The sequence below is a fragment of the Actinomadura sp. 21ATH genome, from assembly GCF_041951345.1.
Lineage (GTDB): Bacteria > Actinomycetota > Actinomycetes > Streptosporangiales > Streptosporangiaceae > Spirillospora.
Window position 1 is genome coordinate 535868 of record NZ_JBGNUR010000002.1, and the last position, 18493, is coordinate 554360.

The 18493-nt window shown below is 74.6% G+C and carries 15 protein-coding genes, 2 tRNA genes and 1 pseudogene; 13 read left to right on the top strand and 5 right to left on the bottom strand.

Annotation, left to right across the window (positions count from 1 at the left end; all coding sequences use genetic code 11):
* The first annotated feature begins 2 nt into the window (after nucleotides 1-2).
* Genes ACA361_RS09055 through ACA361_RS09065 form a run of 3 tightly spaced genes read left to right on the top strand, consistent with a single transcriptional unit; the run spans nucleotide 3 to nucleotide 2612 of the window.
* Nucleotides 3-701, top strand: a complete 699-nt coding sequence (locus ACA361_RS09055; protein WP_375011374.1) for an SDR family NAD(P)-dependent oxidoreductase — start codon at nucleotides 3-5, stop codon at nucleotides 699-701.
* Complete coding sequence (locus tag ACA361_RS09060; RefSeq protein WP_375011375.1) at nucleotides 692-1759, top strand: glycosyltransferase family 9 protein; 1068 nt, start codon at nucleotides 692-694, stop codon at nucleotides 1757-1759. Before ACA361_RS09055 ends, ACA361_RS09060 begins: the two co-directional genes overlap by 10 nt.
* Nucleotides 1656-2612, top strand: a complete 957-nt coding sequence (locus ACA361_RS09065; RefSeq protein ID WP_375011376.1) for an NAD-dependent epimerase/dehydratase family protein — start codon at nucleotides 1656-1658, stop codon at nucleotides 2610-2612. Before ACA361_RS09060 ends, ACA361_RS09065 begins: the two co-directional genes overlap by 104 nt.
* Nucleotides 2613-2624: 12 nt before the next feature.
* Here ACA361_RS09065 and ACA361_RS09070 read toward each other — a convergent pair whose 3' ends face one another.
* Nucleotides 2625-3668: an alpha/beta hydrolase gene (locus ACA361_RS09070; protein ID WP_375011377.1), complete on the bottom strand. Its 1044-nt coding sequence runs from the start codon at nucleotides 3666-3668 to the stop codon at nucleotides 2625-2627.
* A complete protein-coding gene (locus tag ACA361_RS09075) occupies nucleotides 3665-4936 on the bottom strand; it encodes a helix-turn-helix domain-containing protein (RefSeq protein ID WP_375011378.1) in 1272 nt (423 codons plus the stop codon). The genes ACA361_RS09070 and ACA361_RS09075 overlap by 4 nt, the downstream gene beginning before the upstream one ends.
* A gap of 286 nt (nucleotides 4937-5222) precedes the next feature.
* On the opposite strand from ACA361_RS09075, the gene ACA361_RS09080 reads away from it, so the two are divergent.
* On the top strand, nucleotides 5223-6233 hold the full coding sequence (locus ACA361_RS09080; RefSeq protein ID WP_375011379.1) for a DUF3068 domain-containing protein: 1011 nt from the start codon (nucleotides 5223-5225) through the stop codon (nucleotides 6231-6233).
* A gap of 110 nt (nucleotides 6234-6343) precedes the next feature.
* Here the strand turns inward: ACA361_RS09080 and ACA361_RS09085 are convergent, their stop codons facing one another.
* On the bottom strand, nucleotides 6344-8185 hold the full coding sequence (locus ACA361_RS09085) for a methyltransferase domain-containing protein (RefSeq protein WP_375011380.1): 1842 nt from the start codon (nucleotides 8183-8185) through the stop codon (nucleotides 6344-6346).
* Between the two features lie 318 nt (nucleotides 8186-8503).
* On the opposite strand from ACA361_RS09085, the gene ACA361_RS09090 reads away from it, so the two are divergent.
* The 6 genes from ACA361_RS09090 to ACA361_RS09115 all read left to right on the top strand — a co-directional run bounded on the left by ACA361_RS09090 (nucleotide 8504) and on the right by ACA361_RS09115 (nucleotide 15673).
* Complete coding sequence (locus ACA361_RS09090; protein WP_375011381.1) at nucleotides 8504-9376, top strand: alpha/beta hydrolase family protein; 873 nt, start codon at nucleotides 8504-8506, stop codon at nucleotides 9374-9376.
* Between the two features lie 81 nt (nucleotides 9377-9457).
* Nucleotides 9458-10120: a TetR/AcrR family transcriptional regulator gene (locus ACA361_RS09095; RefSeq protein WP_375011382.1), complete on the top strand. Its 663-nt coding sequence runs from the start codon at nucleotides 9458-9460 to the stop codon at nucleotides 10118-10120.
* Nucleotides 10121-10175: 55 nt separating this feature from the next.
* Nucleotides 10176-11795, top strand: a complete 1620-nt coding sequence (gene boxC, locus ACA361_RS09100) for a 2,3-epoxybenzoyl-CoA dihydrolase (RefSeq protein WP_375011383.1) — start codon at nucleotides 10176-10178, stop codon at nucleotides 11793-11795.
* Nucleotides 11796-11799: 4 nt separating this feature from the next.
* Nucleotides 11800-13221, top strand: coding sequence for a benzoyl-CoA 2,3-epoxidase subunit BoxB (gene boxB / locus ACA361_RS09105; protein WP_375011384.1), 1422 nt, complete (start codon nucleotides 11800-11802; stop codon nucleotides 13219-13221).
* A 14-nt stretch (nucleotides 13222-13235) separates the two neighbouring features.
* Nucleotides 13236-14819 (top strand): benzoate-CoA ligase family protein, encoded by a 1584-nt coding sequence (locus ACA361_RS09110; protein ID WP_375011385.1) that lies wholly within the window; start codon nucleotides 13236-13238, stop codon nucleotides 14817-14819.
* Nucleotides 14816-15673 (top strand): amidohydrolase family protein, encoded by an 858-nt coding sequence (locus ACA361_RS09115; RefSeq protein WP_375011386.1) that lies wholly within the window; start codon nucleotides 14816-14818, stop codon nucleotides 15671-15673. Before ACA361_RS09110 ends, ACA361_RS09115 begins: the two co-directional genes overlap by 4 nt.
* A gap of 9 nt (nucleotides 15674-15682) precedes the next feature.
* Here ACA361_RS09115 and ACA361_RS09120 read toward each other — a convergent pair whose 3' ends face one another.
* Nucleotides 15683-16513 (bottom strand): PaaX family transcriptional regulator C-terminal domain-containing protein, encoded by an 831-nt coding sequence (locus tag ACA361_RS09120; protein WP_375011387.1) that lies wholly within the window; start codon nucleotides 16511-16513, stop codon nucleotides 15683-15685.
* Between the two features lie 160 nt (nucleotides 16514-16673).
* Between ACA361_RS09120 and ACA361_RS09125 the strand changes: the two are divergent.
* Nucleotides 16674-17279: pseudogene (locus tag ACA361_RS09125) on the top strand (ATP-grasp domain-containing protein); the annotation flags it as partial.
* A gap of 48 nt (nucleotides 17280-17327) precedes the next feature.
* Here ACA361_RS09125 and ACA361_RS09130 read toward each other — a convergent pair.
* Nucleotides 17328-17921, bottom strand: a complete 594-nt coding sequence (locus ACA361_RS09130; protein ID WP_375011388.1) for an antibiotic biosynthesis monooxygenase — start codon at nucleotides 17919-17921, stop codon at nucleotides 17328-17330.
* A 328-nt stretch (nucleotides 17922-18249) separates the two neighbouring features.
* Here ACA361_RS09130 and ACA361_RS09135 point away from each other — a divergent pair.
* Both ACA361_RS09135 and ACA361_RS09140 read left to right on the top strand, forming a co-directional pair.
* Nucleotides 18250-18322 (top strand) — tRNA-Cys (locus ACA361_RS09135).
* A 98-nt stretch (nucleotides 18323-18420) separates the two neighbouring features.
* A tRNA-Ala gene (locus ACA361_RS09140) sits at nucleotides 18421-18492 on the top strand.
* Nucleotide 18493: the final 1 nt, after the last annotated feature.

Here is an 18493-nt window from a genome sequence, read left to right on the forward strand (position 1 = left end):
TCATGAAGGTACTCATCACCGGCGGCTCCTCCGGCCTGGGCGCGGCGGTCGCCCGCCGCGTCGCCGCCGACGGCGGGACGCCGCTGATCGTCGACCGGCACCCGCCCAAGACCGAGGACGGCGCGCCCGACGGCGACGTCATGTTCAGGCAGGCGGACCTGGCGGACCGGCGGTGCGCCGAGCGGGCCGTGCACGGGCTGGCGCGCGAGGCCGGCGGGCTGGACGCCGTCGTCACCGCGGCCGGCATCGACGCCTGCGGGAAGCTGAACGACGTGCCCGCCGAGGACTGGGAGCGGGTCGTCCAGGTGAACCTGCTGGGCACCGCCGCCGTCGTCCGCGCGGCGATCCCGTACCTGGAGCACGCGCCGAACGGCCGCATCGTCACGTGCGCGTCCACGCTGGGGTTGAAGGCGGTGAGCGACGCGACCGCGTACTGCGCGTCCAAGTTCGGCGTCGTCGGCTTCAGCCGGGCGCTGGCCGCCGAGCTGGCCGGGCACATCGGCGTCACGATGCTGGTGCCGGGCGGCATGGACACCGCGTTCTTCGACGGCCGCGACGAGCAGTACAGGCCCGGCCCGGACGCCAAGCTCAACAAGCCGGCGGACGTCGCCGCCGCGGTGGCGTTCGCGCTGTCGCAGCCGGCCGGCTGCGAGGTGCGCGAGCTGGTGGTCTGCCCGGCCGAGGAGCCCTCGTGGCCGTGACGCGGGACCGCCCGCCGCGGGCGCTGGTGCTGCGGGCGCTGGGCCTGGGCGACCTGCTGACCGCGGTGCCCGCGCTGCGGGCGCTGCGCCGCGGGCTGCCCGGCTGGCGCATCACGCTGGCCGCGCCCCGGCGGGTGGCGCCGCTGGCCCTGCTCAGCGGGGCCGTGGACGACGTGTTCCCGGCGTCCGGGCTGGCGCCGCTGCCGCCGCTGGACGGGCCGGTCGAGCTGGCCGTGAACCTGCACGGCAGCGGCCCCGAGAGCCATCTGCTGCTGGAGTCGCTGCGCCCGGAGCGGATGATCGCGTTCGCGAACCGGGACGTCCCCGGCAGCGACGGGCCGGCCTGGAGGGCGCAGGAGCACGAGGTCGAGCGGTGGTGCCGGCTGGTGTCGGCGCACGGCTTCGACGCCGACCCCGCCGACCTGGACCTGGCCCCGCCGCCGCTGGCGTCGCCGGCGCCCGGCGCCGTCGTGATCCATCCGGGTGCCGGGTACCCGGCGCGGTGCTGGCCCGCCGAGCGGTACGGCGCCGTCGCCGCGGCGCTGCGGGCGCGCGGCGAGCGGGTCGTGGTGACCGGCGGGCCCGCCGAGGCCGCGACCGTGCGGAGCGTCGCGCTGCTGGGCGGGATCGGGCCGGGCGGCGACCTGTCCGGCCGGACCGGGGCGCTGGAGCTGGCCGCCCTGGTCGCGCGGGCGAAGCTGGTGATCTGCGGCGACACCGGCACCGGCCATCTGGCCACCGCGTTCCGCACCCCGTCGGTGCTGCTGTTCGGCCCGACGCCGCCGGAGCTGTGGGGGCCGCCGCCGGGCCGCGCCCGGCACCAGGTCCTGTGGAGCGGCCGCCGCGGCGACCCCCGCGGCGGCGTGCCCGATCCGGGGCTGCTGGAGATCTCCGCCGACCGCGTCGCCGAGGCGGCGGTCCGGTCGCTGGAGCGCCTTGAAGGAGGTATTCACGATGAGAAATCCGCGCGCGGTCGTGACCGGGGGCGCGGGCTTCCTCGGCTCGCACCTGTGCGAGGCCCTGCTGGCCCGCGACATCTCGGTGGTCTGCCTCGATAACCTGCTGACCGGCTCGGCGCGCACCATCGCGCACCTGCTGCCCAGGCGGGACTTCACCTTCCTGCAGCGCGACCTGACCCGCCCGGTGCGGGTCGAGGGCCCGGTCGGGTACGTGTTCCACCTGGCCTCGGCCGCCTCGCCGGCCGACTACCTGCGCTGGCCGATCCAGACGCTGGAGGTCGGCAGCATGGGGACCCGCAACGCGCTGGAGCTGGCCCGGCGCAAGGACGCCCGGTTCCTGCTGGCCTCGACGTCGGAGGTGTACGGGGACCCGCTGGAGCACCCGCAGCGCGAGTCGTACTGGGGCAACGTGAACCCGGTCGGGCCGCGCAGCGTGTACGACGAGGCGAAGCGGTTCGGCGAGGCGCTGACGTCGGCGTTCCGGCACGCGCGCGGCCTCGACACCGCGATCGTGCGGATCTTCAACACCTACGGCCCGCGGATGCGGCCCGACGACGGCCGCGCGATCCCGACGTTCCTGCGGCAGGCGCTGCGGAACGAGCCGCTCACCGTCACCGGGGACGGCTCGCAGACCCGCTCGATCTGCCATGTCGACGACACCGTCCGGGGCATCGTCGAGCTGGGCCTGTCCGGGCACTCCGGGCCGATGAACATCGGGAGCCCGTACGAGACCTCGATGCTGGAGCTGGCCCGGCGGATCATCGACCTGACCGGGTCGCGGTCGCCGATCAGGTTCGTCGACCGGCCGGTGGACGACCCGGCCGTGCGGCGCCCGGACACGACGCTGGCCCGCCAGGAGCTCGGCTGGGAGCCGGAGGTCACCGTCGACCAGGGGCTGCGCGGCACGATCGAGTGGTTCGCCCGGGAGCTGGCGCTGACCCGTTCCGCGTGACCGGCCCGGGGCTCAGGCCCTCCGGGCGCCGATCGAGGCCATCAGGTCCGGCCAGATCCGGGTGGCGACCCGGATCCAGGACGGCCAGTTGTGCCGGCCGGCGCCGTAGATGTCGGCGGTGTAGGGGATGCCGAGCTCGTCGAGCCGGTCGCGGAACGCCACGTTCGTCTGGCCGACCTGCTTCTCGCTGAACAGGCCGACGTCCCACGGCGTCCCCGGGGGGTCGCCCGGACCCGGCTCCCCGGTGGTCCCGGACGAGAAGAAGATCTTCGTGCCGCGCAGCCGGGGGGCCAGCTCGTACGGGTCGTGGGCGCGCCAGTTGTCGGCGTTGGCGAGCACGAAGCCGTAGATCGCGAACGGGTCCTGCCCGTTGAGCGCGTTGGTCGCCAGCGTCAGCGCCGGCATCCCCGGCGCCCGCAGCCACAGCACCCCGCTGAGCGACGCCACGTGCGTGAACATCCCCGGGAAGCGGGCGGCGTAGGTGATCGCGCCCTGCCCGCCGGCCGAGTCGCCGATGGCGGCCCGCGTCCCGTTCGCGCGGTAGTTGCGCTCGATCAGCTGGACGACCTCCTCGGTGTGGAAGGTCTGCCACCTGGGGGTGCCGCCGCGGCCGTAGTTGTACCAGTTCGCGTACGCGCCGTCCGCAGCCTCGGGCATCACGACGATCGCCTCGTACGCGGCGGCCCATGCCTCGATGTCGGTGTTGCGGGGCCAGGAGGTGTAGTCGTCCTGGCCGCCGTGGTAGGCGTACAGCACCGGCCAGGTCGCCGCCGCGTCCGGGCTCCAGCTCCTGGGCAGCAGGATCCTGGTCTTGACGGACCTCCCCAGGGACGGCGACTCGATCGTGATGTCGACCTCGCGGGGCCCGAGCCGGGTCTCGGCGGTGATCCGGGCGCCGGTGTCGGCGGCCTCGAACGGCGCGGTGCGGGCCGCGCCGGCGTGCGCCGCGCCCGGCAGCGCGATCTCCGTTCCGGCCAGCGCGGCCGCGGCCAGCAGCAGGCCGGCCCGGGAGCGGGGCCGGCGCGGTCGGGGGGCGGGGCGGTTGCGGCGGGTCATGCGTTACCTCGTTCCACGGGATGGGGCTCGGGACGGGCGTGCGGGACGGGCGCCGGCGGCTCGGCGGCGCACTCGTCGATGAGGCCGAACTCGACGGCGGCGTGCAGGAGGAGGAGCAGCTCGGTGCGGTGCGCGGGATCGTTCATGCCGTCCCCGATCAGCCGCCGGAGCCGGCGGATCCGGTAACGGACGGTCTGGTCGTGCACCATCAGCCGCTCCGCCGTGTCGACGGCGTTGTCATGGCACTTCATGTACTCCAGCAGCGTGCGGGCGAAGAGCATCCGCCGGTGCGGCGGCAGCGCGTTCAGGGGGCGCAGCCGCTCGCCGACCGCGAGGGTCAGCAACTCGCGGCTCATCGAGGCGACCACGGCGGGCACGTTGTCCAGGCAGCGCGTGACGTCCCGGCGCGCGGGGGCGTCCCGGCCGGTGAGCGCGAGCGTCCGCCGGGCCCACCGCAGCGACAGCGCCCCGCCGCCGGGCGGCACGGTCGGCCCGATCGCGGCCCGGCAGCCGCCGAGCAGGGTCGTCAGCAGCCCCTCCTGGCCGGGGCCGTCGGGGTCGGGGACCAGCAGGTACGGGTCGTCGCGGTCCCAGTCGGCCAGGATCGGGGGCGGCAGCACCGGCACCGGCCGCCCGGCCGGCGGGCGGACGGCGACGGCGGCGATCGTGCGCGGCAGGTTCCAGCCGGCCGGCCGGGCCAGCTCGGCGATCGCCCCGGCGCTGGCCGGCGGGTCGGCGATCAGCAGGTCGCGCAGCCGCCAGCGCAGCAGCTCGCGCTCGGTGGCCAGCCGCTGGGTGGCCTCGGCGTAGCCGCGGGAGGCCGCGCCGGCGACCCGTTCCAGGAACACGAACAGCGTGTCGGTGAGCCGGCCGAGCGTCTCCAGCGACCAGTCCAGCCGCCGGGTCTCGTCGATGAACAGCCGGCAGGCGACCTGGCCGCCGACCCGGATCGCGGTCTGCAGGCCGTCCAGGCTGCGGCCGCGGCGCGCCTCGTACGCGCCGATCCCGGCGTAGAGGCCGCTCAGGGCGGCGCCGTCGGGCGCGGCGCCGGCCAGCACCTCCACGAAGTGCTCGGTGGTCTGGGCGACGGCCCAGCGCATCGCGCGGTCGAAGCGGCCGCCCGGCGGGGCGGCGTACTCGGGCACCAGCCGGCGGACCTCCAGCACCACCTCCTCGGCGGCGGCCGCGACGTGCGCGCGGAGCTGTTCGGCCTGGCAGGGAGCCTGCGGTGGCGGGGGCGTCGCCACGGGGAACGTTCTGTGGGTCACCGGAACCTCCGGTAGCGGGGGGACCCGAGCGTGTGGCCGGGGCTCGGGGCCCCCAATATCACCGGTTGTGACGGCGGCCGGAACTCACTTACCCCAAGATCGGGCAAGCGAGACTTATCAGTTGATTAAGTGTGAGCACCCGATTACTTGAGCTATCGGGCAAAAGTGCCTATTGCGTTCCCGATGAAGTGTGGTCAAGCTAACTCTCACGCTTCACCCCCCCGCCACGCGCCGTGTGCGCTCCGTACACGGTGCGGCAGGCATGTGCGGACGGCAGGAGTTACAGATGAGCCAAGGAAACACTCGGCAGCGGCCCTCCTCCCGGACGGCGTCGCCCCCTCCCCAACGCCGGGGGCCAGGGGTCTCCACGCTGGTCGTCGTCTTCCTGGCGTTCTTCGCGCTGGCCCTGGCCGTACTGCTGCGCGGCTTCGTGGCCGACCGCCTGCTGGTCGCGCCGGCCAACATCCACACCAAGGCGACCCTGACCGCCACCAACGCCACCTACTTCGACCGCGGCACCGTGAAGCCCCGCACGGGCGTCACGCTCACCCTGACCTCCACCTCGCGCGGCGACGTGAAGGCCGCCAAGGACGGCGTGGTCGTCTGGGACAACTTCCTGGCCCTCCAGGACCTGCAGAACCAGACGAACGTGGAGCTCAAGGAGTACCGGCTGGCGTTCGACCGCAGCAGCGCGCGGCTGGTCGACTGCTGCAACACCCACGCCAAGGCCGCCGCCTCCCAGACCGCGTACGGGCTGTTCTTCCCCGTCGGCATCGAGAAGAAGGCCTACAACGTCTACGACGCGTCCACCCAGCGCGCGTGGCCGATGCAGTTCCAGGGCACCGAGACCCGGGACGGGCGCGAGGTCTACCGCTTCGTCCAGGAGATCAGCGACACCAACGTGGGCCAGAACCCCGAGCCGGTGCCCAGCACGCTGCTCGGCATCCCCGGCAAGGCGCAGAACGTCGCCGCCGACCGCTGGTACCGCGCCACCGTCACCTCCTGGATCGACCCGCGCAGCGGCATCACCGTGGACCGGCGCCAGCAGGTGGTCTCGACGATGAAGGGCCAGAACGGCCAGGGCCAGCTGGTCGTGGCCGACATGGACCTGCGGATGGACGACGCCACCAAGAGGACGCTCGCCGACCGCGCCGACAAGGCCGGCACCTCGGCCATGTACCTGCGGACCGTCGGCCCCGCCGTGGCCCTGGGCGTCAGCGTCCTGCTGTTCGTCCTCGCCGCGGTGCTGCTGGTGCGCCAGCGGCGCGCGCGGTCGCTCGCCCGCGAGCCGTTCTGACGCGGGCGGCCTGACACAGGCGGCCCGACGCGGGCGGACAGGGGAAGGGCCCGGCCGGACGGCCGGGCCCTTCCCGCTTCGAGCGGCCCGAACGGTTCGGGGCGGGCGGATCAGTCCTCGTCGGGGAGCCGCCGCGCCAGCACCCGGTAGGTGTTGGAACGGCCGGTCCGCTTGATCAGCGGGTGCAGGAACTGGTCCAGCGCCGCCGCCGCGAACATGAGCGGGCCGGCCGCCACGTACACGGCCGTCCGGGCCGCGCCGCGCAGCCGCCGGTACCGCGCGCTCCGCCACGGCTTGGCCGGATCCGGCACGATCCGGTGCGCCAGCATCATCACGATCATGAGCAGGTCGACCGGCTGGTGCGCCGGGCCGCGCTCGACCGCGACGGCCGTGAACCCGCGCTCGGACAGCGCCCCGACCAGGTTGCGGACCGTGACGAAGTGCAGGTGCTGCGGCTGGAACCAGGCGTGCCACCAGCGGCCCGCCAGCCGGCCGATGATCCACTCCGGATCGGGCACCTCGATCAGCAGGTGGCCGCCCGGCGGCAGCACCCGCGCGGCGGCGTCCAGCTCCGCCCGCGGGTCCATGGTGTGCTCCAGGTAGTGGTGCATGCTCACCACGTCGTACGCGCCGGCCAGCTTGTCGGCGAGGTCGGGGAAGAAGCCCAGATGGCCGCCGTCGATCCAGCCGCGGTCCTCGGCCTCCTTCACGCTGACGCTCATGTCGAGGGCGTCGAACCGCGTCTGCGGCCACACGTCCCGGGCGGCGTTGCAGAAGTGGCCGTGGCCGCCGCCGACGTCCAGCCACGCCTTCGGCTCGGCGTGCCCGCGCAGCATCCGGGCGCGGTCGCGGTAGTGCGGCGCGGCCAGCCGGAAGCCGCGCTCCACCTCCGGCCCGCCGGGCCCGTCGTAGAAGTCGCGGTAGTGGAAGTCCAGGCCGTCGGCGTTGAGCCGCGGGTTCTGGAACACGTGCCCGCAGGCGTCGCAGGCGTCCAGCCGGAAGACGCCGGGCCGGTGGTGCTGGTGGTCGCCGCTGGTGACGCGGCGCCGCAGCGCGACGCTGCCGCACCAGGGGCAGTCGTCGCGGCGGGGCTCGTAGAAGCGCTCGACGCCGCGCGCGATCTCGGCCGCGTACCGTTCCCGCCGGCGCGGCAGGTCCGGGTCGGGCGCCTCCCGTTCCAGGGCGACGCGGATCCAGCGGTAGAGCGCTCCCACCGGCCGGGCGAGCCCGAACCGCCGCCGGTCGTGCGGGCGCAGCGCCGTCCCGGCGGTGGCCAGGTACGGCTGCGCGGCCGCGGCGGTGAGCACGGCGGCGGCGGGCAGCGCGTCGCGGACCCGCCGGGCGCCGAGCACACTCCGGACCAGCGCGGCCGCCAGCACGGCCAGCCCGATGAGGTTGCCGGTCAGGTACACCGGCAGGTCGCTGGGCCAGCGCCCGCGCAGGATCCGGCGCCGGTCGGCCGCCGGGCACGCGACCGGGGCGATCCCCGGCGCCACCGCGAGGTCGGTGTGCACCGGCGCGTACCGCTTGAGCCGTACGGCCAGCTCCTCCATCTCGGCGGCCCGCAGCCCGGCGAACCGGGTGACGCCGGCCCGCCGGGCGACGCCCGCCGTCACCAGCACCGCGTGTCCCCCGCCCCCACCCGGGGCGAGCCGGGAGCCCCGGTAGGTCTCGGGGTCCACGCGGCGGACCAGTTCCAGCGCCCGGGCGGCGTCCAGCCCCGCCGGGACGAGGTCGAGCACCTCCAGCCCGCGCTCGCGCGCGTACGCGGAGGCGGCCCGGCGGGTGGGCTCGTCCAGCGCGACGCCGGCCGCGGTCACGAAGCAGTGGTCGTCCGGTACGGGTTCGTCGGAGGGCGGCAGCGGCGTCAGCCGGGCCGCCCGTTCTCTTCGCCACAGGGCGTCGGCCACCAGGCCGGCCGCCGCGAGCGTCAGCAACGGTCGCACGCGCATGTCGGTCCCTTCGCGGGTTGGGACGGGAAGACGGGACGGGAGGCGATGCTCGCCGAGCGCTTCCCGCCCCGAAACGCGGCGCTCGCCAAACGGCGGGCCGCATTCGCTCACCCGGCTGAGTAGCCCGCGCGGCGGGTGCGCCGGTTGCGTCGCCCGCTGACAAACGTCCCGCGGAAACGTCACCGGTCACCGCGGAGCGCGCGGTCCGGGCCGTCCCGAGACTTGAGCCGCTCACGCCGCCCGACCGGACGGCCGGGGACAGGCCGCATCCCCGCCGGCACCCGGGCGGCACCAGGCCGAGGAAAGGACGTACCGCCCGTGTCACCCGTGCATTCCGCGCTCCAGCGGATCTCCGTGTCCGCCGCGCTCGCCGCCGGCGCCCTGGCCGCCCCGGCGGCCGCCGCGCACGCGGCGGCCAACCCCTACGAGCGGGGCCCCGCTCCCACCGAGGCGAGCGTGACCGCGCCGCGCGGCCCGTTCGCCACCGCGTCCAAGAAGGTCGGCGCGTTCAGCCACCCGGGGATCCGGTCGGGCACGATCTACTACCCGACCGACACGAGCCAGGGCACGTTCGGCGCCATCGCCGTCTCGCCCGGCTTCGTCTCCCCGGAGCTGGCCGTCTCCTGGTACGGCCCGCGGCTGGCGTCCCAGGGCTTCGTGGTCATGACCATCGAGACGACCACCGGTTTCGACCTGCCCGAGGCCCGCGGCGCGCAGCTGCTGGCGGCGCTGGACCACCTGAAGCAGGACGCGACCGTGCGGAGCCGGATCGACCCGAACCGGCTGGCGGTCATGGGCTGGTCGATGGGCGGCGGGGGCACCCTCCGCGCGGCCCAGAAGACGCCGGCGCTGAAGGCCGCCGTCCCGCTCGCGCCGTGGGACCTGGGGGTGAACTTCGGGAACGTCCGGGTGCCGACGATGGTCATCGGTGCCGACAACGACGCCATCGCGGGCACCGGCGCGCACGCCGAGCCGTTCTACGGGCAGATCCCGGTGGAGAAGGCGTACCTGGAGCTGAACGACGCCGACCACTTCACCTTCACCGCCGACAACACGACGATCGCCAAGTACTCGATCTCGTGGATGAAGCGGTGGGTGGACGAGGACACCCGCTACGACCGGTTCCTCTGCCCGCCGCCCGCGGGGAACACCGGCACCATCCAGGAGTACCGCTCGACCTGCCCGTACTGACCCGGCCGCCCTCGCCGCGCCCCCGCGTTGAACGCCTGTTCAGCGGGCTACGATGCCGGGGGCGAGGCGAAGGAGGACGGGGTGGCGGACGCGGCACGGGGGCGGGACGGCGAGCGCACGGCCGGGGGGCCCAAGGGGCTCCCGCCCAGCAACGCGGTGGCCGCGACCGACGATCCGGCCGCCGCCGCGATCATCCGCGCGGCCGTCGAGGTCATGTCCCGGCACGGCTACCACGGCACCTCGGTCCGCGACGTCGCCGACGCGGCCGGGGTCAGCCCGGGGCTGCTCTACCACCATTTCGGCTCCAAGCACGATCTGCTGCTGACGATCCTGGACCGCGGGATGGACCGGCTGGTGCGCGACACCGAGGACGCCCTCTTCCACGCCGGCGACGACCCCGCCGGCCGGCTGCGCGCCATCGTCCGCGTCCACGTGCTGGCCCACACCCAGTCGCGCCGGGAGAGCCTGCTGGGCAACACCGAGCTGCGCAGCCTCTCCCCCGCCGCGCGGGCCCTCATCGTGGCCAAGCGCGACACCCAGCAGCGGATGTTCGACCGGGTGCTGGCCGACGGCGTGCGGCGCGGCGCGTTCGGCACGCCGCACCCGGTGGAGGCGGCCCGGATGATCGTGACCGCCTGCACGGCCGTCGCGACCTGGTTCCGCGAGTCCGGACCGCTGTCGGGCGAGCAGCTCGCCGACGTGTACGAGCGACTCGCGCTGGACACCGCGGGCCACCGCGGCTGATCGATGTTCTACAGAAGGTTGACGGGCTGGAGAACGCGTGTAGAAGATTAGCCGCATGGACATCTCGTTCGACCGGAGCCCGGACGCGTACCGGCACTGGCGGCTGCGGGTCGACGGGCCCGTCGCCTGGCTGGAGATGGACGTCGACGAGGACGGCGGGCTCGTCCCGGGCTACGAGCTGAAGCTGAACTCCTACGACCTGGGCGTCGACATCGAGCTGTACGACGCCGTCCAGCGGCTGCGGTTCGAGCACCCCGAGGTGCGCGCGGTCGTGCTGACCAGCGCCAAGGACGGCGTCTTCTGCGCCGGCGCCAACATCAGGATGCTCGCGGCGTCGTCCCACGGGTGGAAGGTGAACTTCTGCAAGTTCACCAACGAGACCCGCAACGGCATGGAGGACGCGAGCGCGCACTCCGGCCTGACGTTCATCGCGGCGGTGAACGGCTCGTGCGCCGGCGGCGGCTACGAGCTGGCGCTGGCCTGCGACCGGATCCTGCTGATCGACGACAACTCCTCCTCGGTCGCGCTGCCCGAGGTGCCGCTGCTCGGCGTCCTCCCCGGGACGGGCGGCCTGACGCGCCTCGTGGACAAGCGCGGCGTCCGCAAGGACCTGGCGGACGTGTTCGCGACCCGGAGCGCCGGCGTGCGCGGCCGGACGGCCGTCGAGTGGGGGCTGGTCGACGAGGTCGTCCCGCGGCGCGACTTCCGCGAGATCGTCGAGCGGCGCGCCCGGGAGGCGGCGGAGCGCGGCCCGCGCGGTCCCGCCGCCGAGGCCGTCCGGCTGGAGCCGCTCCGGCGCGAGGCGACCGGGGACGGCCTCGCCTACGGGCACGTCCGCGCGCGGTGCGACCGCGCCGCCGGCCTGGTGGAGATCACCGTGCGCGGGCCGGAGCCGGGCGGCACCGGCTGGCTGCTCGCCCTCACCCGGGAGCTGGACGACCTCGTCCTCCGCCTGCGCGCCAACGAGCCCGAACTCGGCACCTGGGTGATCCGTACCGAGGGCGACGCCGAAGAGGTCCTCGCGCAGGAGAGGGCCGTCCTTGGGCGCGGCGACTGGCTCGGCGGCGAGATCCTGCACTACTACAAGCGGACGCTGAAGCGGCTCGACGTCACCAGCCGCAGCCTGGTCGCGCTCATCGAGCCCGGGAGCTGCTTCGCCGGCGTCCTGCTCGAACTCGCCCTGGCCTGCGACCTCCAGTACATGCTGGACGGCCCGCCGGTCGAGGACCCCGATAGCGCCGAGCGGGCGTCGATCCGCCTGTCGGAGGCCAACTTCGGGACGTTCCCCATGGGCAACGGCCTGTCCCGGCTGGAGTCGCGCTTCTACCGGCGCGGCGGGCACCTGGAGCTGCTCCGCAAGGAGACCGGGGAGCCCCTGGACGCGGCCCGCGCCCGCGATCTGGAACTGGTGACCGGCGCGCCCGACGACCTCGACTGGGAGGACGAGGTGCGGCTGGTGCTGGAGGCGCGGGCCGCGCTCAGCCCGGACGCGCTGACCGCCATGGAGGCCAACCACCGGTTCGTCGGCCCGGAGACCCCCGAGACCAAGATCTTCGGCCGGCTCTCCGCCTGGCAGAACTGGGTCTTCACCCGGCCGAACGCCGCCGGGGACGAGGGCGCCCTGCGCCGCTACGGGACGGGACGCCGGCCGGCCTACGACCGGAAGCGAGTGTGACGACGTGACCACCCCGATCGACTACGCCTCCAAGATCCCCAACAATGTCGACCTGGCCGGCGACCGGCGGCTCCAGCGGGCGCTGGAGGGCTGGCAGCCCAAGTTCCTCGACTGGTGGGGCGAGATGGGCCCGGCCCTGGAGGCCCAGGGCGTCTACCTGCGCACGGCGGTGTCGGTGGGCCGCGAGGGCTGGGCGCACTTCGGCCATGTGCGGCCGCACGACTACCGGTGGGGCATCTTCCTGTCCGAGCGCGACCCCGACCGGCGGATCGGGTTCGGGGAGCACCGCGGCGAACCGGCCTGGCAGCAGGTGCCGGGCGAGTACCGGGCGGACCTCCAGCGGCTCATCGTCGTCCAGGGCGACACCGAGCCCGCGTCGGTCGAGCAGCAGCGGCTGCTCGGGCGGACCGCGCCGAGCCTGTACGACCTGCGCAACCTCTTCCAGGTGAACGTGGAGGAGGGCCGCCACCTGTGGGCGATGGTCTACCTCCTGCACGCCTACTTCGGGCGGGAGGGCCGGGAGGAGGCCGAGGCGCTGCTGCACCGCAACTCCGGCAGCCCGGACGCGCCGCGCATCCTGGGCGCGTTCAACGAGGAGACCGCCGACTGGCTGGCGTTCTTCATGTTCACCTACTTCACCGACCGGGACGGCAAGTACCAGCTCGGCACGCTGAAGGAGAGCGCGTTCGACCCGCTGAGCCGGACCTGCGAGTTCATGCTGAAGGAGGAGGCGCACCACATGATGGTGGGCACCACCGGCGTGGACCGGGTGGTGCGGCGCAGCGCGGAGCTGATCCGCGAGCACGACACGACGGACATCGCGGCCCGCGGCGGCATCCCGCTGGACGTGATCCAGAAGTACCTCAACTTCCACTACACCGTCTCGCTCGACCTGTTCGGCAGCGAGACCTCGACGAACGCCGCCAACTACTACACCGCCGGGCTCAAGGGGCGCTGGCAGGAGGCGCGGCGCAGGGACGACCACCGGCTCGCCGACGACGGCGCGTGGCTGGAGCGGCCCGGCGACGACGGCACCTGGACGCGCGAGGAACTCCCTGCCCTGCTGACGCTCAACCTGGACCTGCGGCAGGAGTACATCGCCGACTGCGGCAGCGGCGTGAAGCGGTGGAACCGCATCCTGAAGGAGTACGGGATCGGCGACCGCTTCTACCTGCCGCACCCCGGCTTCAACCGGAAGGTCGGCGTCGCGGCCGGGCTGCGCGTCACCCCCGGCGGCGAGATCATCGACGAGGCCGCCTGGGAGGCGGGCCGGCGGCACTGGCTGCCGACCGCCGAGGACCTGGCCTTCGTCCGGTCGCTGATGCGGCCGGTGTACGAGCGCGGCAAGATCGCCGGCTGGCTGGCGCCGCCGGCGACCGGGATCAACGGACAGCCGTTCGACTACGAGTACGTGCTCCTGGGCTGAGAGGGCGGGCCGCCATGGCTGAGGTGTTCAACGCCGCGGACTACCTGGTCGACCGGCACCTGCGTGCCGGGGGCGGCGGCCGCACGGCCGTGGTCGCCCCGGGCCGGTCGCTCACCTACGAGGACCTCGCCGGCGAGGTGCGCCGGGCGGCCGCCGGGCTGCGGGCGCTGGGCGTGCGGCCCGAGGAGCGGGTCGTGATGTGCATGGCGGACGGCGTCGAGCTGTTCGCGGCGCTGCTCGCCACCATGCGGATCGGCGCCGTCGCCGTCCCATGCTCCACCATGCTCACCGGCCCCGAGCTCGGCACGCTCGTGGCCGACTCGCGGGCGCGGGTGCTGCTGGGCTCCCGCGAGTTCGGCCCGGCCGTGCGCGGCGCCCTGGCGGCGGCGCCGGAGGTGCGGCACGCCGTCCTCACCGGGGACGACCTCACGGCCCTCCCCGAGCACGTCGAGGCCCGGACGTGGCGGGCGTTCCTGGACGCGGGCGCGGAGCACGGCGGAGGCGCGGCGGAGCCCTACCCGTCCTGGCCGGAGTCCCCGGCGCTGTGGCTCTACACGTCCGGGACGACCGGCAGGCCCAAGGCGGCGATGCACCGGCACATCGACATCCGGCTGGTCGCGGAGCTGTACGGGCAGCGGACCCTCGGCATCGGGCCGGGCGACCGGTGCCTGTCGGTGGCCAAGCTGTTCTTCGCCTACGGCATCGGCAACTCGATGTTCTTCCCGCTGTCGGTGGGCGCGGCCGCGCTGCTGGAGCCGTCCCGGCCGGCCCCGGACCTGTTCGCGCGGCGGGCCGCCGAGGACCGGGCGACGCTGCTGTTCGGGACGCCGAGCTTCTGGGGGCCGCTGCTGGCGTCGGACGTGCCGGACGGGGCGTTCGCGACCGTGCGGCAGGGCGTGTCGGCGGGCGAGGCGCTGCCGCCGCGGATGTTCCACGGGATGCGCGACCGCTTCGGCGTGGAGGTCCTGGACGGCATCGGCTCCACCGAGATGCTGCACATCTTCATCTCCAACCGCGCCGGGCGGGTGCGCCCGGGGTCGTCGGGCGTCCCCGTGCCGGGCTACGACGTGGAGCTGCGCGACACCGCGGGCGCGGTGATCGAGGCCGCGGGCGAGCCCGGCGAGCTGTACGTGCGCGGCGAGTCGGCCGCGGTCGGCTACTGGTGCCGCGCCGAGACGACCCGGCGGGTGTTCCTCGGCGACTGGACGCGGACCGGGGACACCTACGTCCGCAACGAGGACGGCACGTACACCTGCCTCGGCCGCACCGGCGACCTGCTCAAGGCGGGCGGGATCTGGGTGTCCCCCACCGAGGTCGAGGAGCGGCTGCTGGCGCATCCGGACGTGGCGGAGGTCGCGGTGGTGGGCGTGCCGGACGCCGACGGGCTGGACAGGCCGGTGGCGTGCGTGGTCCCGATGGCGGGCGGGAAGGTGGATCCGGACGGGCTGATCGCCTGGTGCCGGGAGGGGCTGGCGTCGTTCAAGCGCCCGCGCGGCGTGGTGGAGCTGGCCGAGCTGCCCAAGACCGCCACCGGCAAGATCCGCCGCAACGTGCTGCGGGACCTGGCCCGCGGCGAGGTCCCGGAGGAGGCGGGTTGATCGACGGCGACCCCGTGGTGGACGCCCATGTGCACGCGCCGCGGCTGTCCACGCTGAAACCGTCCTGGATGGAGTGGGCGGAGGAGTTCTCCGGGCCGCATCCGTGGCGGGACGCCTACGACGAGCGCGGCGATCCGGTGCCGGAGCGGCTGGACGCGCTGATGGAGGCGGAGGGCGTCGACCGCGCGCTGCTGTTCTGCGAGTACAGCCCGCGCGCCACCGGGATCCAGCCGATCGAGGACGTGCTGCCGATCGTCGAGCACAACCCGGTGCGGTTCCGGCTCGTCGCCAACGTCAACCCGCACCTGCACCATCCGGTCGCCGCCGAGGCCGAGCGGCAGCTCGCCTTCGGCGCGGTCGCGGTCAAGCTGCATCCCGTGCACGGCGGCTTCTCGCCCGCCGACCGGGAGCTGTACGCGGTGTACGCGCTGTGCGGCGAGCGCGGCGTCCCGGTGATCCTGCACTCGGGCACGTCCAGCTTCCCCGGCTCGCGGACGCGCTACGGCGACCCGCAGCTGATGCTGGACGTGATCGAGGACTTCCCGGACGTGCACTTCGTGTTCGCGCACGGCGGCCGGGGCTGGTGGTACGACACCGCCGCGTTCCTCGCGCTGTCCAAGCCGAACGTGTGGCTGGACCTGGCCGGGCTGCCGCCGCGCCGGCTGCCGGAGTACTACGCCCGCTTCGGCCTGCCCCGGCTCGCCAACCGGATGATCTTCGGTACGGACTGGCCGGGCGTGCCGGGCACGGCGCGCAACGTGGCCGCCCTGCGCGGGCTCGGCCTGCCCGGCGACACGCTGCGGGCCGTGCTGTCCGGGAACGCCGCGAAGATCTTCCCCGGGCTGGCCGTCTGACGGCCCGCGTCAGGAGGCGAGCTCGTCCCAGCGGGCCTGCGCGGCCGGGCGCCATCCGGCGTGCCGGTCGTGGAACAGCTCCGCGGCCTGCGCCCCGCTCCAGTCGTCGGGGAGCAGGCCGCGCGGCAGCCGCGGGTCCAGGAACGGGAAGCGGCGCCACTCGTGCACCAGCCGTGTCTGGGCGGCCAGCGCCGCGTCGCCGCCGTCCGGCGCCAGCGCGCCGAACTCCCCGATGAACGCCTCGTAGTGCTCCTCCAGGCCGGTGAGGTCCCAGGCGCGGGCGACCATCGCGTCCTGGCTGCCCACGGCGCCGTACGACGCGGTGAACGACATCGCGCCCTCGGCCAGCCCCAGCTCCTTCAGCACGCCGAGCGCCTCGTCCTCGCGGTCGGGATGCGGGGTGATCCACACGCCGGACTCGGGCGAGCCGAACCCGGCCCAGCTGAGCCGGGTCCGCAGCCGGTGCCGCAGGTCGCGCCGCGCCTCGGGAACCGAGACCAGCACCACCAGCCAGGTGCCGTCCCAGGACGCGCCGCCGGCGCCGAACTCGTAGATCCGCCGCGCGCCCTCGGTGAGCAGCCGGCGGCCCGGCCCGGTCAGCTCCCAGCGCACCCGGCGGCCGACCCGCTCGGAGACCAGCCAGCCCTCCGCGGCGGTACGGGCCAGCGACTGGCGCGCCGACTTCTCCTCGATCCCCAGCAGCGCCAGCGCGTCCACCAGGACCGAGGTCCACACGGGGGCGCCGCGCGGCAGCACGTACTCGCCGAGTACGGTCATCAACAACGAGCGGGCGCTGGTGTGGCTGACCTCGCGCCGCCGCGACACCACGGGCTCACTCACCACCGGCTCGCTCACCACGGGCTCACCCCTCACGTCCCCGCAGTCTTGACAGCCTCCTGACGTTCCGTCAACCGATTGTAGATGATCCGCCGTGCTCGTCATCCCGCCCGCCCCGACCACGACCGCCGTCCTGCTGGCCGAGGCGGCGCGCCGCCGCGGGATGGAGGTGCGCGAGCCGACCCGCCGGCCGGTCCCGGCGGAGTGGCGCGGCCGGGCGCACCTGTACGGGGGCGAGGCGTTCGCGGACGAGGTCGCGGCGGCGCTCGGGATCGCGCTGCTGGACCCGTCCCCGGGCTGGCTGGCCGGCCTGCCCGCCGAGTTCACGCGCCGCGACGTCCGCCTCACCACGCTGGAGGACGCGTACGGCCTGGACCGCCCCGCGTTCGTGAAGCCGGCGGCGGGCAAGGCGTTCCCGGCCCGCGTCCACGCCTCGGGCGGCGCGCTCCCCCGCGACGTCCCGGTGGCGACACCCGTCCTGGTGGCCGAGCCGGTGACGTTCGCCGAGGAGTACCGGCTGCACGTCCTCGACGGGACGGTCCGCGCGGCGAGCCGCTACCGCTCGCACGGGATCCTGGACCCGGCCCCGCTCGCCGGCCTCCCGGAACGCGCCCGGATCGAGGGCTTCGCGGCCGACCTCCTCCGGCACGCCGCCGCGGCGCTGCCGAGCGCCGCCGTCGTGGACGTCGGCATGGTCGCCGGCCGGCCGGCGGTGGTGGAGGCCAACGAGGCGTGGTTCAGCAACTGCTACGCCGCCGACCCGGACCGCGTCCTGGACGTGGTCCTGCGCGCCGCCGGCCCGGCGGCGCTCCTCGCGTCACGGGACGTCCCGTTCCTGCGGGCTGGCGGGCGGGAGGTCGCGGCCCTGCGGGTACAGCCACCGGCGCAGGGCCCGGCTGAGGAGCGGCATCAGCACGTAGGTGAGCACCGGGACGAGTAGCAGCGGGAACGTCACCGCCTTCAGCGCCACCGGCCACGGCCGCGTCGGCGGCACCACGACCAGCTGGATCAGCAGGCTCATCGGGTACACGGCGCAGAAGGTGACGATCACCATCTTCCAGCGCGGCGGCGCCGGGACGGACTCGCCGGGCAGGCTGAACCAGGTCTCCAGCCCGGTCGTGTGGTGCCGGTGCCCCTTGGCGATCCCGTCGAGGCGGTCGAGCCAGCCGGCCCGCTCGTCCGAGTCCAGCCAGGCGTCCAGCCGCTCCCGGTCGGTGAAGTTGAGGACCGTGTAGTAGCGGTAGCGCGCGCCCTCGGAGCGCAGCCAGGTCGCGCCGAGGTGGCCGGGCCAGCGGGTCCCGGCCTGGTTGATCCCGCTGGCCCACCGCTCGAACTCGCGTTCCCGGCCGGGGCGCACGTCCCAGGTGAACACCACCGTGACGGTGCCTTCGTCACCGCCGGTGGCGTTCATCAGACCGGCTCGGGTTCCGGCTGCGGCCCCGGGCGGGGACCGGGGCCCGGGCCGGGCGCGGGCGGCACGATCGGGCCCGGCTGCGGCGGCGAGGGCCGCGGCTCGGGGCGGGGGGCGGGATGCGGAGCCGGCGGCGGAGGCACCGTTCCCACGGCCGCGTCCGTTCGCCTGTCCATCCTCATGGATCCTCCCGTCGTCATGGCGGTTGCCGAGGTGCCTTGATACCCGCCCCCCGCCGCGCCCATTCGGGTGAACGCGATCACGCTCCGGCCCGTCTCGGCGTTCGATGGGCGGAATGACGGTGATGATCGGTATGCTCCTGCGCGGCAGGGCCGTAGCGCAGAGGTCGTCGCGCCTTAGCTGCAAGCTGGAGGACGCCGGTTCGAATCCGGCCGGCCCTGTCACGATCATGCTCGCCGGCTCCCCTCGCGGGAGCGGCGGGTGATGATCGAAATGCGATGGCGGGCTGTCGGACGTGCCCGCTATCGTGCCGTTCGATGAGGTCGTAGCGCAGTGGCGGCGCGCCGGCAGTGCAAGCCGGAGGACGCCGGTTCGAATCCGGCCGGCCTCAC